This window comes from Symploca atlantica LB2515 (assembly GCF_052546295.1).
The window spans coordinates 3,665,706-3,681,133 of the sequence record NZ_JBQWMT010000001.1 but is presented as its reverse complement, the minus strand read 5'-3'; the positions used below and the strand labels follow the sequence as shown (position 1 = coordinate 3,681,133).

Below are 15,428 nucleotides of genomic sequence, written 5' to 3'. Positions count from 1 at the left end.
AGTTAATTACTTAGCAAATATTTGGCTTTGTTTAACGTGACCAAGGCTCAAATCATCGGGTTCCGTGGGCTGTGACACATCTGTATCTGCCACATATAGTGACGCTGGAAAAGCTCCCAGGTGAGAGAATTCCTGGAACTCCGATAATCTGATTCACCCTAAGGAATAACTGATCACCGACTATGCAGCTGCTCTGCCTCAGCAATGGTCATGGAGAGGATGTAATTGCCGTCCGAATTTTGCAGGAATTGCAGCGTCATCCGGCTGCTCCAGAAATAGCAGCTTTGCCTTTAGTAGGTGAGGGACTAGCTTATAGCCAACTAGGTATCCCGATCATTGGCTCAGTCAAGAAGATGCCTTCTGGTGGCTTTGTTTATATGGAAGGGCGTCAGCTAGTGCGAGACGTTAAAGGTGGCCTACTCAAACTGATATCGGCTCAATTAAAAGCTGTACGCAGTTGGGGCAAAAAAGGAGGCGTCATCTTGGCAGTAGGGGATATTGTGCCACTGTTATTTGCTTGGTTGAGTGGTGCACCTTATGCCTTTGTGGGTACAGCTAAATCGGATTACTATCTCAGAGATGAAGCTGGTCTGCTGCCAAATCGACCCCGTTGGGAAGGTTGGTCTGGGTCTGTTTATTTGCCTTGGGAGCGTTGGTTGATGAGCCGTCGGCGTTGCCTTGGGGTTTTTCCTAGAGACAAACTGACTACGGAGAGATTACAGCAGTTATCTATCCCAGCCCTTGATTTGGGCAATCCGATGATGGACGGTATCTGGCCAGAAAATCCAGAGCCAATTTTTTATGACCGAGAGGCTGAATGGAAGGAAACACAACGAGCATTGGTTGTGGCTCTGCTGCCTGGTTCTAGAGTACCGGAAGCTTATGACAATTGGTCGATGATTATACTCTCAGCAGATACCTTGCTGGAAAATTATGCTGAGAGACCGCTACTGTTTCTCGGCGGGATTGCACCTGGGTTAAGTCTTGACCCTTTGCGGGAGGTTCTCGAAGGATACGGCTGGCGTCAGCAGCCGCCTCAAGGAAATCCCTCCTATCTGAAGCTCAAGGACGAAAGTGCTCTCATTTTTACCCTGAAAAACGCTACCTTGGTTTTGACCCAGGAAGACTATAACCTCTGTTTGCTGGAAGCCGACTTCTGTATAGCGACGGCTGGAACGGCAACAGAGCAATTTGTGGGCTTGGGAAAACCAGCCATCTCCGTTCCAGGAGATGGCCCTCAGTTTACTCCCGCCTTTGCAGAAGCCCAAAGCCGTTTGCTAGGGCCGTCTCTGATTGTAGTCGAACAGCCACAGAAGGTTGCTAATACAGTACAACAGTTACTGCGTGACCCAGATCGTTTACAACTAATCGCAGAGAATGGTCAGCAGCGTATGGGTGAACCTGGTGCTGCTGCTCGTATTGCTGCATGTTTGATGGAAAGGTTGTAGCTTATAAAGCCAACGACGGTAAGATAATCACCTGATGATTATTTTCTTCTAGGTCGCAGAAGAAGTAAGACCCGTGAAACGATAACTAGGACAGGTAATTCGATCAAAGATCCAATTACCAAAGCCAGAGAAATTAAGGGGCGTTCTGGAAAAGCAGAGGTAGCGATCGCTAAGGAAAGGGGTGAATTACGAGCAAGGGTTGTGCAATTAAAACAAGCCACTTCTTCGTAGTTAAAGTTAGCTAAACGCCCAATCAATTGACCTAACCAGAAGTTGATACCGAAGAACATTAAAACAGGTATCAGCATTTTCCAGAGTAACTCTGGTCGTTGAATAAAAATTTCTCCTTGTGAGGCAAACATAGCCGCAATCGCTACAGAAAGGAATAGCAATTGATTAGTTGCGATTTTGTTGATAAGGCGATGCCAAACAGTATTTTGGCGCTGAATTAGACGCTTTGAGATCAATGCCAACAGCATCGGAATGACTAAAACTAACACCACACTTTTAAGCAAAATGACTGGATCAATATTTACTAGTTTTTCTGCAAATATCAATAAATAAATGGGTAAAAGAATGACTTGCAACAGCAGATTCCAAGGAAGTAGAGCTGTGGCAAGTGCAACATCTCCGAGAGCAATGCTAGTGAAGATAAGATACCAATCTGTGCAGGGTGTGACCATCAACATGATTAGTCCTACCCGGAGATCGGGAATATCTCTCAAGAAAATTGCTCCAAGTGCCCAAGCAAGAATGGGAGTCCAGATAAAATTTATCCCTAAGCTGAGTCCTGTAACTTTATAGTTTTGAAATGCGTTGGTTAAGCGATCAAGTGAGATATCCAGAAATATCCCATAAAGCATCACTACGAGGGAAGGAACAATCCAATAGACGGCATTTTCAGAAAACCAAGCCAGTTGTCCCAATATTAAACCAATGAAAATAGCAGCCACGATCCACAAATAGTGGAGCTTTTCAGTCCTGCTCAAGTCAGAAACCTCCATGGAATCTAGAACAATGAATCAGGGAAATACTACATCCCAAAGGCTCTGGTATTTCAGGTTTATGGACGCGATCGCTAAAGGAAAATAGTTAATTGAAAATTGAGACGATCAGCCAGATACTGGTGTATATGACTCAATTGACTATTTGCTACTGCCCATGGTGTGTACCCACTCAAAAGTGCAGGAGCTTAGTAATTACCAAATTTGATGAGTTTTTTTTACAATGCTGGGGGCTGATTACGCTTTGCCAAATCTGAAGGTGGGCGATCGGTACTCCATGCCCACCAAACAGTACCACAGTGGCATTGATAAAACTCTTGCCACTTTCTACGGTAGTCTTCTGTTGTTACTGGGGAACGCCGATTAATCCAAACTAGCTCAGCTTCCAAAGAAGAAGCTCGGCAGTTGGGACAGCAGAACTCAAAAGCGTGAATAGCCGATGTTGTCCATTGAGGAGGGAAGGGGGTAAAAGCGTCCATAGAGAAAATGATTAATTGTTGCTGCGCGGGCAAATGGTTAATTGAAAATCGAAAATTGAGCTTTTACACCAGTATTCGATTAATAGTATCTATTTTCCCTTTTCCATTTGCTCTGAGCAATTTTCCCTTTTCCATTTTCTATTTTCCATTTTCCCTTAACAATGCTTACTTTTCTGTGAGCGTTTCAATGCCATCCCAGTCATTAGGTAGCGTAGTACTCATCCACTTCTGAGAGCGTTGTTGATGTAAGAGTGCTGCTTGATCATTGCTCTCAATTGCCAGAACTGCCTCAAACTTTTCTAAGGCACGAGCAAAATCTCGTCTCAGATAATATTGGCGTCCTTGTTCGTAGAGTTCGATCACTCGTTGTTTTGTTGCAGGAATGGGGTCAGAACGTCGCCCAACTAGCTCATAGAGGGACACAGGTTGAGTTTTGCCTTTGACTCTAACGATATCCAGTTCTCGCGCCCACAGCCAATTGGCACAGGATTGATAGGTATTGCCACTAACTATGATATCGCAACCGTATTGCTTAGTTGTTCCTTCGATGCGAGAACCTACATTGACATCATCACCAATCACGGTAAATTCCATGCGTCGGGAGTGACCAATATTGCCACTGATAGCAGTACCAGAATGGACGCCAATGCCAATACGGATCGCCTTCTTGTGTTCTTTAAGACGTCGGGCGTTAAACTCTACCAAAGAAGAGCGCATTTCTAGAGCTGTGCGTACTGCTCGGCAAGCATGATCTTTCTGAGGTACTGGGGAGCCAAACACTGCCATAATTGCGTCCCCCATGTATTTATCCAGGGTGCCTTTTTGGCTAAAAACTGTCTCAACCATGGCATTAAAATATTCGTTGAGCATAATCACCACGTCTTCTGGTGCCATGCCTTCTACTAAGTTGGTGTAGCGACGGATATCGGAAAATAACAGAGAAACCTCTTTGCGATCGCCTCCCAATTTAGCATTGCCGCTAGTAAGTAGCTGTTCTGCCAACTCTTGAGTCATGTAGCGATACATGGTGCTCTTGAGTCGTTTCTCATCAGAAATATCATCCATCACCACTAAAGCACCGTAGACGTGGGAGGAATCCCTAGTATCAGCAATTGAGTTAATTGATAAATGGACGCTGTTTAATTCAGAACCTCCTGAGAGCAAAGTTCTGTCTGGGTAATATTGGTGTCGTGCCTTGCGATCATTTCCCGCCAAAGCACGATGAAACCAACTGGGAAAGTCACCTTCTTCGAGTTTAATCACCTCCAAAATTGATTGACCTTTTAAGGTATCTTCTTCCCTCAAACCTAGTAATCTTTTGGCGCTGGGGTTAGCTGCGATAATTTCACCTGCGGCATTGGTAGAAAGTACTCCATTAGTCAAGCTGCGCAGGATATCTCGCTGCATTTGTTCCTGCTGCTGAATTTGGTCATACTGTTCCTGGATTGTCTCGTACTGTTGCTTGACCGTTTCAAATAGCTTAGCGTTTTGAATTGCCACACCAGCTTGAATGTTAAACGCCTGCATAAATTCTTGATCGCTATGATTAAAACTCGCTTTCCAACACTCTGGTGCCTGCGGCCATTTTGCTTGTTTGTCAGGTTTAATATCACCTGATTTTTTTTTGTTGACTAACTGAGTGACACCAATCAATTGATTATCGGCGTTAAAAATAGGCATACATAGTAAACTGCAAGTGCGATAACCGTTCAACTGGTCAAGTTTTTGAGCCACTTCTGAATCTGGATCATTATACAAATCAAAGGGAATATTTAGAGGCTTACCAGATTCAGCTACTTTGCCGACATAGCCTTTACCTACTGGTACTCTTAGTTCTTTAAAAGAGCCATCTCCTTGGGGTATTTTTGCCCACAATTCTTTAGCAGTTTCATCTAATAACCAGAGGGTACTACGGTCAGCATTCATTAATTTTTTGGCTTCATCCATTACCCGTTTGAGGGTTTCTTCTAGATTCAAGCTACTAGACGCGAGGGAGCGCGTAGCTTCTAGCAGTGCTTCTGCTGCACGCTGTTTCTGAGTTGCTACATAAAAAGAGCAGGAAATTTCTAGGATCAATCGAATTAAAGGAGAAAATTCTTCAAATAGGGCTTCATCTTCTTGGACAAAGCCTAGTAAATCAATTCTTTGTTTCAAGGGAATTTTTTCACTCAAGGCAGTCCCCGGCAGGCAATCGCTTTTTAACTTATTAAGTAGTTGAACAACTGCCACTAAATCTCCCTGCTCATTTAAAAGGGGCAGGGTTAGCATGGTGTAAGTACGATATCCGGTTTTTTTGTCTGATAATTTAGCGGCTTCAGACTCCGGATAGTCGTAAAAATCAAAGGGAATATTAACAATTTGCTTAGAAATTGCTACTTTACCCGCAATTCCTTCGTTAACAGGAATACGAATTTCTAGAGAACTATCACCATCGTCTTTAGCAATAATTGACCACAGTTCAGCTTTCTTTTCATCCAAAATAAAGACAGTAGTTCTATCTGCTCCCAGTAACTCCCCGATTTTCCAAGTAATGGCGCTGAGCATTTCTTTGAGAATTGAATCCAAATTTTGTTTCTCAAAGCTCAACATTGACAGAGTTTGATAGACCAGGCGGAGTTGTTTCTCAACCTCTGTTATTGCTAGTTTAAAGTTGTTTTTATTAATTTGTTCCAAAAAGCCAAAAAACTTTTTGGGCTGGCAAGGTAGGTTGGTAGATGGCAAATTCTTGATTTTTTTAGTTGCAAAAGAATGCGAGGCTGAGAGATAGCTATTCATGAACTTATATATAACAGTTTGCCTTACAATAAGTCGTGGAGTTGTTCGCTTTAAACTAAGAAGCAACCTATGAAGTTGACAGGTATGACTTTGATGTACTCTCTAGCGAAAATAAAGACTATAAATCGATTATGCTTTAAAAAAATTAAAATCTTTCTAGAATTTTTGGCTTCGTTAAATAAGCCATTTTCTTTCATTAAATTAAACTGTTCCTCTGTAATTATAAAAAAAATAGCTGAATTTCAGTTCAGATTTTTCAGGAATTTAGTCAAATAAAGTCAGTCTTTTGCTGCAAGTTTAGTAAAAATGTTCAGAAAATTCATTACAATAATGTTACTTTCGTAAAGAATTTTTGTACTGGGGTGTTCCATGACTGAGATAGAAGTCCAAAAACTCCTAGAACTAGCAGAGAATTGGATTGCCCAAAAGACCGACGAAAAGCTAGATGATGTTCAAAAGTCTATTCTGAGGCAGGCTTTAGCTGGTGAAAAACTCAAGGATATACAAGTTCCAGGCTACCAATCTAGTACTATACAACGAGAAATAGCCCCCAAGTTATGGCATTTGCTCTCAGAAACAACAAAAAAAGAGGTCAGCATCAAAAAAGTTCGCTTAGTTTTGGAGGAACTCCTAGAAGGGCGAAATGAAAGTCGAAAAGTCTCAAAAAAAACGCTAAATCTCCCTTTAGAACTGCCAGGAGGGCAGCTAGATTTAGCCTCTACCTTTTATGTAGGGCGTCCTGTTATAGAATCCCGTGCTTATGAGGAAATTGGCAAGCCTGGAAGTTTAATTAGGATTAAAGCACCCCGACAAATGGGCAAAACTTCCTTAACAGCTAGGCTGCTACATCAGTCCAAAAATTTGGGCTTTCGGTCAGTTGCTTTAAACTTTGAATTAGCAGATAATGAAGTTTTTAGTGATCTCAATCAATTTTTGCAGTGGTTCTGTGCTACCGTCACAGATGACTTGCAGTTACCCATTGAACTAGATACGCGGTGGAGTCAGTTTTTAGGTAGTAAAAAGAATTGCACCAACTACTTTGAAAAATATCTCTTGCCAGCAATCGGTACTCCCCTAGCTTTAGGACTAGATGCAGTTGACCGAATTTTTCCCTACGAGAAAGTAGCAGATGATTTCTTTGGCTTACTAAGAGCTTGGCATGAAAAAGCCAAACAAAGTGATATTTGGAAAAACTTTCGGTTGATAATCGTTCATGGTACGGAAGTCTATATCCCCCTTTCTAATGATCAATCTCCGTTTAACGTAGGGCTACCTATTGAATTACCAGAGTTTAACTCAACTCAGGTAGATGACTTAGCCCAAAGACATGGTTTAAATTTAACTTTTAATCAGATAGAAAAACTGATGGCAATGGTGGGTGGACACCCTCATTTAGTCAGAGTAGCTTTATATAAAATCGCTCGTCAAGAAATTGCCTTTGATCAGCTTTTGCAAGAGGCACCCACTGAAACAGGCGTCTATGCAGATCACTTACGGCTACACTTGTGGAACTTAGAACAACATCCAGAGTTAGCTTGGGCTTTAAAACAAGTTGTTGAAACTGATTCTCCGGTACAACTAAAGTCTGGCTTGGCTTTCAAATTAAATAGCATGGGGCTAGTGCAACTACAAGGTAACCAAGTAAGGATCCGCTACGATTTATATCGTCAATATTTCCGCAGTCAACTTAAAGGAGAATTGATGCAAACTTATCGATCAAAATCCCTAGTTGCCCAAACTGCTTTAGATTTCGCAGCTCCTAAAACTACGGCAATTTCTTTGTTAGCCAGCAAAGACGATATCGGAGATAATCGCCTCGCTGCTATTGTATTTACCGATGTTAAAGACTCTACTCAAAAACAGCATAAAAACCAAAGATCAACACTAACAGCAATTCGCCGCGACTTCCAACTGATGGAAAAAATGTGCCAGCAGTTTGAGGGTCAAGTTCTCAAATCCATGGGAGACAGTTTATTGATGTGTTTTGTAAGTGCAGTTAAAGCTGTAAAATATGCTCAAGAAGTGCAAAAAAGTCTAATTGCTGCCAATGCCAAATTGCTGACAAAAGGCACAGGCAAATATCAGGTAACAGCTTTAGAACATCGTATTGGTATTCACTTAGCAGATGTGTTTTTCAGTGGCGATGATGTTCAAGGAGATGGTGTAAATATTGCTGCTCGCTTACAGTCACAAGCCCAACCAGGCGGAATTTGTATATCATGGATCGTCTACGAAGCAGTCAAAACTCATCTAGATCTTAAAATTATTTGTAGCGAACACCGAAGCTTAAAGGGGATTCAAGAACCAATGCTGTTGTACCAGGTAGCCCCATGAACAGATTTCCTGATGCACGCTATGAATATAAGGTGGGAGGTAGTTTACCTGCTGACGCCCCTAGCTACGTCTGGCGACAAGCAGATCAAGATCTTTACCGCTGCTTGAAAGCTGGAACCTTTTGTTATGTACTCAATTCTCGGCAAATGGGCAAGTCGAGTTTGCGTGTGCAAACAATGAAAAGGCTGCAACAAGAAGGTATTGCCTGTGCTGCCATTGATTTAACAGAAATCATCAGTCCAGACATTACTAGAAGTGAATTCTATGGCAGTATTACTTATACATTAGCAGACAGTTTTAATCTCTTAGACAAGCTCGGTGATTTTGATACTTGGTGGTCTGAGTATGAACTACTCACTCCTATTAAGCGGTTGAGCAGGTTTATTAAAGAGCTACTTCTGGCACATTCATCACTGTTAGCCAAAAAGTTAGTCATCTTTATTGATGAAGTTGATAGCGTCCTCAGATTGCCCTTTTCGAGCAATGATTTTTTTGGCGTGATTAAAGCTTGCCATAACAATCGTGCTGACCAACCAGAATACAACCGCATCACTTTTGCCATCTTAGGAGTAGCTTCTCCATCAGATTTAATCAGAGAGCATGACCGCTCTCTACCTTTCAATTTTGGACAAGCTATAGAATTAAGTGGTTTTCAATTGTCTGAAGCAGCACCGATAGCTCAGGGTTTAAAAGATAATTTCTCTAACCATCAAGCTTTATTAAAAGCTGTTTTAAGTTGGACAGGAGGACAACCATTTTTGACTCAAAAATTGTGCCGCTTGATAGTCGATTCTGAGGTTTTTCCTCCTCAAGGTAGTGAAGCTGAATGGCTGGATGATTTAGTACGATCGCAATTAATTGAACACTGGGAAAGCCATGATGAACCAGAGCATTTACGGACAATTCGTGACCGCTTACTACGGAATGATTATAAAAATTTTGAATTATTAAAGCTTTATCGAGAAATTTTAATTCATGACGGAATAGCTACTGACGATAGTCCAGAACAAATGAAACTGCGTCTTTCGGGTTTAGTAGTGAAAAGTGACGTCAAATTAAAGGTTCGCAATCGGATTTATCAGTCTGTATTTGACCAGGAATGGGTTGAAAAGGCTCTAGCTGCTATAGAGTTAACTACTCCTCGTCTCGATCCTTGTGATACTGAATTCCTCAAAACGATTGATGAATTAGAAAGAAAACTTCTCGCTTCCCAATTAGCAAATGTAGCTGATGGTGAATGTTCGGATGAAGTTCTCTACGAAGCCTTGCGGGATATCACCCTAAAAGTAGGAGATCTCCTAGAAGCAGACCGTGCCACTATCTATTTACTCAATGAAGAAAGAACCGAACTATGGTCAATTGTTGCTAAAAATGATGAGGGCAAATTTCTTGATATTCAAGTGCGCGTTGGGGAAGGCATTGCTGGTCAAGTTGCCCAGTTTAAGCAAGTTATTAACATTAAGAATGTTTATCAAGATTCTCGTTCTTCCCTTGTTAAAGAACACGACAAAAAATATAACTATCATACCGATAATGTCTTGGCTTTCCCCATCTTAAATGAAGCTAAAAATGTAGTAGCAGTCATCCAGTTACTTAACAAGTTAGAGCAAGGAAAAAACGGGAGTAGTCCCTCTCACCCAGTAATTGCTCAACAGGGTTTTAACGAGCTAGATCAAGGAAGATTAGCAAGATTCGTTCCTTCCATTAGGCGTATTCTGGAAAGCTGCCAATCTTGCTATAGAACTACAAAAAAATTACGAGCAACCGCAGCACTTGCAGAAGCCACTCGTTCTCTTGATAAAAGCAGTTTAGATACTAAAGAAATACTGCGGCGAGTGATGGATGAAGCCAAAAAATTGATGAAGGCTGACCGCAGCACCCTTTGGTTGATAGATTATGATCGTGGAGACTTATGGACAGAAATTCCTGATTTAGGAGAAAAGCGATGCGAAATTGGTGTTGGCTTTGCTGGTCAAGTAGCACTCTCCCGTGAACCAGTAATTATTCCCTTCGACTTATATGAGCATCCCGGTTCAGAAACAGCGAAAAAAACGGATCAAGAAACGGGTTATCGCACTTGTAGTTTACTATGTATGCCGGTCTTGAATCCTGACGGCAAATTGCTCGGTGTGACCCAGTTACTTAACAAAAATAAGCCGGGTAAATTTCCCAACTATGACCCTACAGAATGGCCCAAACCACCTGACCAATTTAAAGCTAGCTTCGACGAAAATGATCGACAGTCTATGCAAGTTTTCAATGAACGGGCTGGAGTCATTCTCCAGTATGCCAAAACTCATGAAAAACTCAAGCAGCTAGCAGAGATTAAACCAAAAGAAGAAGTTTATAACACTCTAGCTATGTTGAGTAATGCTGTGGGTAACCACAGTGATGAAACTCTTTACAATGCCATTTACAGCATGCTGAGTTTTATTACTATATCAGTTAGCAAATCATTACAAGCTGCTGCTACAAATATTTTTATTCTTAACTCAACTGAGAATGAATTTTGGTCACTAATTGTAGACCCTGAGACAAATAAACTCCAAGAAATTAATCTTCCTGCTAATCACGTAAGTTTGTCAGAAATTATTGACTCTACAAATGCTAGAAATGCTCTTAGCCTAAATACCAATTCAGAGATAAATATTTCTGCTCTCATACAATTAGCGACTAACCAGCTTAGTCAGGATGCTATTGAGAACCTATTAATCTTACCTTTGCGGAATCAACAAGGATATTTAGTAGCAGTTATTGAACTAATCAACAAGTTAAAAAACGATTCCTCTATTCAGCTTTCCCAACAAATTGACCCCAAAGGATTTACACAAGTAGACCAAGAAAGATTAGAGCAGCGTACTGAGTCAATTTTACCAATCATTGAAGGTTTCCAATCTTTTTATCGAGAAATTAAGACGATTCAGGGAGAACGAGAAATAGATGCGCTCTGGTCAGCAATTAGTTCAGTGAGCCAGAGTTCTCGGAGTACTAAAGAAATACTTCGTAAGGTAATGCAAGCAGCAAAAAAACTCACCAATGCCGACCGCAGCACACTCTGGTTGGTGGATCGTAAGCGTGGTGATTTGTGGACGGAACTTCCTGGTATCAAAAAACGGCGCTGTCAAATCGGGGTTGGTATTGCTGGTCAGGTAGCCGCTTCCCGTAAGCCAATGATTATTCCTTTTGACTTATATGACCACCCCGATGCTCTTAATGCTAAAAAAACTGACCAAGAAACTTTATACCGTACTTGTAGTTTATTATGTATGCCAGTTTTGAGTTTTGATGGTGAATTGCTGGGTGTCACACAATTACTCAACAAACGGAAACCGGATAGTTATTCAGAATACAACCCTAGTGATTGGCCGCAAGTTCCCGACTACTTCAAAGCAAGTTTTAATGAAAGAGATCGAAGGTATATGGAGATATTTAATAATCAACTGGGTGTTGTTCTGCAAAACGCTAAGTTCTAGATGCAAACTAAAGGTCAGTTTTCCAGGAGTCAATGTGTCAGCAATAACAGTTTCCTCGTTTCTGAAACTTGACCCCTGACCTCGATGCCATGCTAATTTAGTGGATGTTATTCTTGCCTGACAGTTTCAGGGACACCCACCGTCGAAAGTCCTGCAAGGGTTCTCAAATTTTGAGAGCGAATCAATTCCTGGAAGTTCAAGCTAGAACGCCCTTCAATCTGGGCAACAGTTTTAATCGTAGCTAAAAGGTGCTGGGCAGCTTCAGTTTCGCTGTAGCCCCGTCTTTGAGCAATTTTGACAGCGGCAGCATCGGCATTAAGTTCTGACTCCGAAGAGCGATTGCCACGCCAAATTTGCGTCCCAGCGATCGCGCTTAATCCCGTAGCAACCACAACGCCGACTGCATCCGCTTGCGCGATTTCCACTATCCCTGCTAACAGCCCTGCCAAGGTGACTGCTTGATAAACATCTGGCTTAAACCACTTGATACCCACTTGCCAACCGACAGTCCGTAAAATCAACAAATCCCGCTGAGGTTTCGGCAAGCGACGCCACAAATCAAAGTTGATATAAATAGGTCGCTCCCCAGACCAAGGCATAGGGAAAGGGCTTTCAATTACTGTAGTCTGTTGCGGCTTGCTCACAATTTTCGTCAGCATCCGCCCAGAAGCAGGCATAATGTCAAGCAAACGGCGAATTTCAGGCTCTGGATTCATGGGACTAGTAGTAAGGGATGAGAGATGATCACTTGAAAGCAGGGGGAGTGGAAAGGTTTTTAACCTTCCTGCCCTGTGAACAAACTATCCCATTCAAAACTCAAAACTCAACACTTCTCGGCAAGAATCTTGAGGAGAGTACTCCACCACCAAATATAAGGCTTTTCCTTAGTCAAATAAATTATAATAATTAGCTATCTTGCAGTTGTCATAATTATCTATCATTAGGTCGCAATAGTTTGCCTTCTTAAGATCTTCAACATTTACTAAAGCAGCGCACAACCTCCGGCTCGAAAAGTACAACTTTTTGGAATTCTGGGAATTGTCCCCTATGGAGACGCACAGCAACTTGCCCCAAAGTTTCACTAAAGAGAATCTGCTTGAATAAAAGTTTGTCAGTCAAGGACATTATATGGATAGCAGTAGCTGCTTCTCCCTCCCACCCAAAACCTACATTAAGTTGTAGATGATGCATTTCATGAATGCAGCGGAACATCATGTTAATTTCCGGTCCAAGCAGCTCAGAGTTATTTCCTTGGGTGCTGATCATTAATTTTCTTTGGTAGAAATCAGCATATATATCCTCTAAACAAAGCTCTGAGCCTCTAAAGTAAGGATCGAAGTCAACATACTGAAAACTCATTCCCTGTAATTCTATTTGAGCTAAATCAACAATAAATTGACTAAATTCTCTAGCTACCTGAGTCGGAATTTTATAATTGGGAGCGGCGATGTAATACTCGGCTATATCTTTGATTTTCATGCAAGCTCTTTAATTAAAATTTCTATAGAAAACAGAAGAGAAATAAAAGTGTGACGCTTCAGTGTTGATCTTTCTTTCATCCCTGAGCAGAATTAATAACTCCATCTAATTTTGCAGTTTATCTGCTTTAATTGCTTCGATATAATTACGTATCTTTTTTTATTAAGCTTCAGTAAACAAAAACCGTAGATCTACGGATAAAAATCTATTTTCTTTCAATGAAGATAATTGCAAGCTAATTAAAGTAACGCCACTTACAAGACGAATTAAAAATTGAATTACTGAAAATAATGATTTTTGCGAAATCATATATTTCCCCTAATATTATTAATAATTAGAGAGTATGGGTAAAGACTTAATCTATTTGTTGATCTCATTAGTATTGCTATCAAGATCAGTGATCAATTATTTTTTGTGACCAGAAAATATTTAAGATTTAACAATTCTCCGCTGAAACTAATTAAAGACCAATGACTTATTATTTTATATATGGCAGCAAAAAATTATTTGAAGCTGGTTAATTGCTCCGATTTAACAAACGCTATCTATTTGCGAAGAATGGTACTGTATCGTACACAAAGAGACTGCTTTAAAATTAACTTGGCATAAAAAATAGAGATGTCCCCTAGGGATATCTCTACAAAATAAGCTAGAATTTCCTAACTTTATATTTAAGACTTCTCAATCTAAGTCAATGTTTTTAGACACTGATCTACTAATTAAAATGGTGCCTTCCTAGCCAATCAATAATTTGTCGGTTTACTGCTTCCGGTTTCTCGTCGTGAGGACAGTGGCCCGCCTGAGGGATGCCAACAAATTCAACATCTTGTCCTCTCTCGCTGGGCTGTTGGTAAATAGTAGCACCAGAAACTGGTGTCCAGGGGTCATCTTCTCCCCAAATTACTAGTAAGGGGAGCTGTAGCTTTGGTAATAATTCTCTAGGAGAAGGGCCAGGAGGAGCACTGAGAACTGAGGCAAAAACCTCTTGAGCACCTGGATCACAGGAAGGATTGTAGAGTAATTCTACTAGTTCTTCAGTAATGGCTTCCGGGTCGCGGTACACTTGGCTCAAAGTGCGGCGGATACGATTTTTTTGGCGAATGCGGTCAAATAAGAATGGGCCGATAGTTCGAGAACTCACTAACTTACTAAAGGTTCCCATCACCAATCGCAGTGGTAGATTCAGTTCATCGGGACGGTGATTGAGTCCACCAGCACTGTTAATTAAGACGCCGCCAGCAGCAATTTCCGGGTAATCTGTAACCACCATCAGACTTAATAAACCACCGATGGAGTTACCGACAAAAACGGTAGATTCCCCAATCTGAGATTCCCAGAAATCCTTTAACTGCTGTTGCCATAGATCTAGGGTGTAATCTAGTGGTGGTTTATCGGAGCCACCAAATCCCAGAAGATCAAGAGCAAACACTCGGTAGCCTGCATCTGCTATTGCGGGTATATTCTTGCGCCAATGCCCCAAAGAAGCCCCAAAACCGTGAATCAATACTACAGGTTTACCAGTACCCATGACGGTGTATTGAATCTGATGGTCTTGCCAAGTCCAAAAGTGTTTTTCTAAACTGTTTGCTGCTATCAGCTGTTGTGTAGTCACGGACTATTATTAAGATTAGTTAACTATATCTAGTTTAGTCCCAACTACTCCCTACTTTTCCCCAGAACTAAAAGTCTTTTCTTCCCTGGGCGGTCAAGTAGGGATGGTTAATGGTTCATTAACTGTTCAATATTCCTTTTTCGATTTTTTATTTTCAATCCGGTAGCTGCTCTTTGAGCTGGGCTATATTATCTTGACTCAGGGTAAGCTTGACTTCTAGTTGTTGCTGCTTGTCTCGCACAATGAGTATCTGGTTTTCGCCAGTACTGGAACTTTCCCACTGAGGATTGGTGATTTCAATTTTTTGATAGACGACTTCCGGTATACCAACCCGGAATACAATGTCTTTTTGAGATTGGGGATAAATGTAGAGTTGCAGGCTTTGGGTATCAAATTCCAGCTTGTGGGGTGTGGTGCTGCGTTCCTGATCTGAGTCAGGTTTGCGCCAGTATAGCGTGATGCCGCGTACTTGAGGTGTTTGTAACTTAAATATTTCGTCGAACCGCTGAGCTTCCCAGTCAATTGCACTAATATTGTCTGATTGGGGAATTAGTCGCTGTCTCCAAGCAACTTTTTTGTTGTTGAAGCTTTCCCACAACTTGCTAATTTTGGCTAAGTTACCACCATTTTCGGGATTATCGCTATTCTGTTGCCAGATAATTTTGGGTTGCATAGAGTTACCATCGCTGGTTGGAGCTTTTTTTCTAAATTTTAGACTTCCTAGTTAAGCTCGCTCCAATTTAGATGCAATTTACTGGTTTTACGTCTATTAGCATGGAAAGTCTGTAGAACAGCATTGAACCTTCTCGCTATCAACTCCCCTA

10 protein-coding genes are annotated in these 15,428 nt (G+C 41.3%); 3 read left to right on the top strand and 7 right to left on the bottom strand.

Going from position 1 to position 15,428, the window contains the following annotated elements; translation table 11 throughout:
- Positions 1 to 182 precede the first annotated feature (182 nt).
- Entirely contained in the window at positions 183 to 1,448 is a 1,266-nt protein-coding gene (locus ACT7WV_RS15285) for a lipid-A-disaccharide synthase-related protein (RefSeq protein ID WP_445103700.1), read from the top strand.
- A 38-nt stretch (positions 1,449 to 1,486) separates the two neighbouring features.
- Here ACT7WV_RS15285 and ACT7WV_RS15280 read toward each other — a convergent pair whose 3' ends face one another.
- The 3 genes from ACT7WV_RS15280 to ACT7WV_RS15270 form a co-directional block, all read right to left on the bottom strand.
- Complete coding sequence (locus tag ACT7WV_RS15280; protein WP_463424263.1) at positions 1,487 to 2,437, bottom strand: arsenic resistance protein; 951 nt, start codon at positions 2,435 to 2,437, stop codon at positions 1,487 to 1,489.
- A gap of 233 nt (positions 2,438 to 2,670) precedes the next feature.
- On the bottom strand, positions 2,671 to 2,931 hold the full coding sequence (locus ACT7WV_RS15275; RefSeq protein ID WP_445103698.1) for a hypothetical protein: 261 nt from the start codon (positions 2,929 to 2,931) through the stop codon (positions 2,671 to 2,673).
- Positions 2,932 to 3,096: 165 nt separating this feature from the next.
- Positions 3,097 to 5,706: a GAF domain-containing protein gene (locus tag ACT7WV_RS15270; RefSeq protein ID WP_445103697.1), complete on the bottom strand. Its 2,610-nt coding sequence runs from the start codon at positions 5,704 to 5,706 to the stop codon at positions 3,097 to 3,099.
- Between the two features lie 369 nt (positions 5,707 to 6,075).
- Between ACT7WV_RS15270 and ACT7WV_RS15265 the strand changes: the two genes are divergently transcribed.
- Together ACT7WV_RS15265 and ACT7WV_RS15260 are read left to right on the top strand one after the other, a co-directional pair.
- Positions 6,076 to 8,040 (top strand): AAA-like domain-containing protein, encoded by a 1,965-nt coding sequence (locus ACT7WV_RS15265; RefSeq protein WP_445103696.1) that lies wholly within the window; start codon positions 6,076 to 6,078, stop codon positions 8,038 to 8,040.
- Positions 8,037 to 11,513, top strand: a complete 3,477-nt coding sequence (locus tag ACT7WV_RS15260) for a GAF domain-containing protein (protein WP_445103695.1) — start codon at positions 8,037 to 8,039, stop codon at positions 11,511 to 11,513. Before ACT7WV_RS15265 ends, ACT7WV_RS15260 begins: the two co-directional genes overlap by 4 nt.
- Before the next feature lie 107 nt (positions 11,514 to 11,620).
- Here ACT7WV_RS15260 and ACT7WV_RS15255 read toward each other — a convergent pair whose 3' ends face one another.
- The 4 genes from ACT7WV_RS15255 to ACT7WV_RS15240 form a co-directional block, all read right to left on the bottom strand.
- A complete protein-coding gene (locus ACT7WV_RS15255; RefSeq protein WP_445103694.1) occupies positions 11,621 to 12,229 on the bottom strand; it encodes a DUF3318 domain-containing protein in 609 nt (202 codons plus the stop codon).
- A gap of 256 nt (positions 12,230 to 12,485) precedes the next feature.
- Complete coding sequence (locus ACT7WV_RS15250) at positions 12,486 to 12,992, bottom strand: hypothetical protein (protein ID WP_445103693.1); 507 nt, start codon at positions 12,990 to 12,992, stop codon at positions 12,486 to 12,488.
- Positions 12,993 to 13,707: 715 nt separating this feature from the next.
- Complete coding sequence (locus ACT7WV_RS15245) at positions 13,708 to 14,604, bottom strand: alpha/beta fold hydrolase (RefSeq protein ID WP_445103692.1); 897 nt, start codon at positions 14,602 to 14,604, stop codon at positions 13,708 to 13,710.
- Positions 14,605 to 14,758: 154 nt separating this feature from the next.
- Complete coding sequence (locus ACT7WV_RS15240; protein WP_445103691.1) at positions 14,759 to 15,277, bottom strand: hypothetical protein; 519 nt, start codon at positions 15,275 to 15,277, stop codon at positions 14,759 to 14,761.
- Positions 15,278 to 15,428 lie beyond the last annotated feature (151 nt).

Excerpts from the sequence above, each read along its gene's own strand:
- ACT7WV_RS15285 (WP_445103700.1), top strand. The coding sequence starts at position 183 with ATGCAGCTGCTCTGCCTCAGCAATGGTCATGGAGAGGATGTAATTGCC.
- ACT7WV_RS15275 (WP_445103698.1), bottom strand. The coding sequence starts at position 2,931 with ATGGACGCTTTTACCCCCTTCCCTCCTCAATGGACAACATCGGCTATT.
- ACT7WV_RS15270 (WP_445103697.1), bottom strand. The coding sequence starts at position 5,706 with ATGAATAGCTATCTCTCAGCCTCGCATTCTTTTGCAACTAAAAAAATC.
- ACT7WV_RS15265 (WP_445103696.1), top strand. The coding sequence starts at position 6,076 with ATGACTGAGATAGAAGTCCAAAAACTCCTAGAACTAGCAGAGAATTGG.
- ACT7WV_RS15260 (WP_445103695.1), top strand. The coding sequence starts at position 8,037 with ATGAACAGATTTCCTGATGCACGCTATGAATATAAGGTGGGAGGTAGT.
- ACT7WV_RS15255 (WP_445103694.1), bottom strand. The coding sequence starts at position 12,229 with ATGAATCCAGAGCCTGAAATTCGCCGTTTGCTTGACATTATGCCTGCT.
- ACT7WV_RS15250 (WP_445103693.1), bottom strand. The coding sequence starts at position 12,992 with ATGAAAATCAAAGATATAGCCGAGTATTACATCGCCGCTCCCAATTAT.
- ACT7WV_RS15240 (WP_445103691.1), bottom strand. The coding sequence starts at position 15,277 with ATGCAACCCAAAATTATCTGGCAACAGAATAGCGATAATCCCGAAAAT.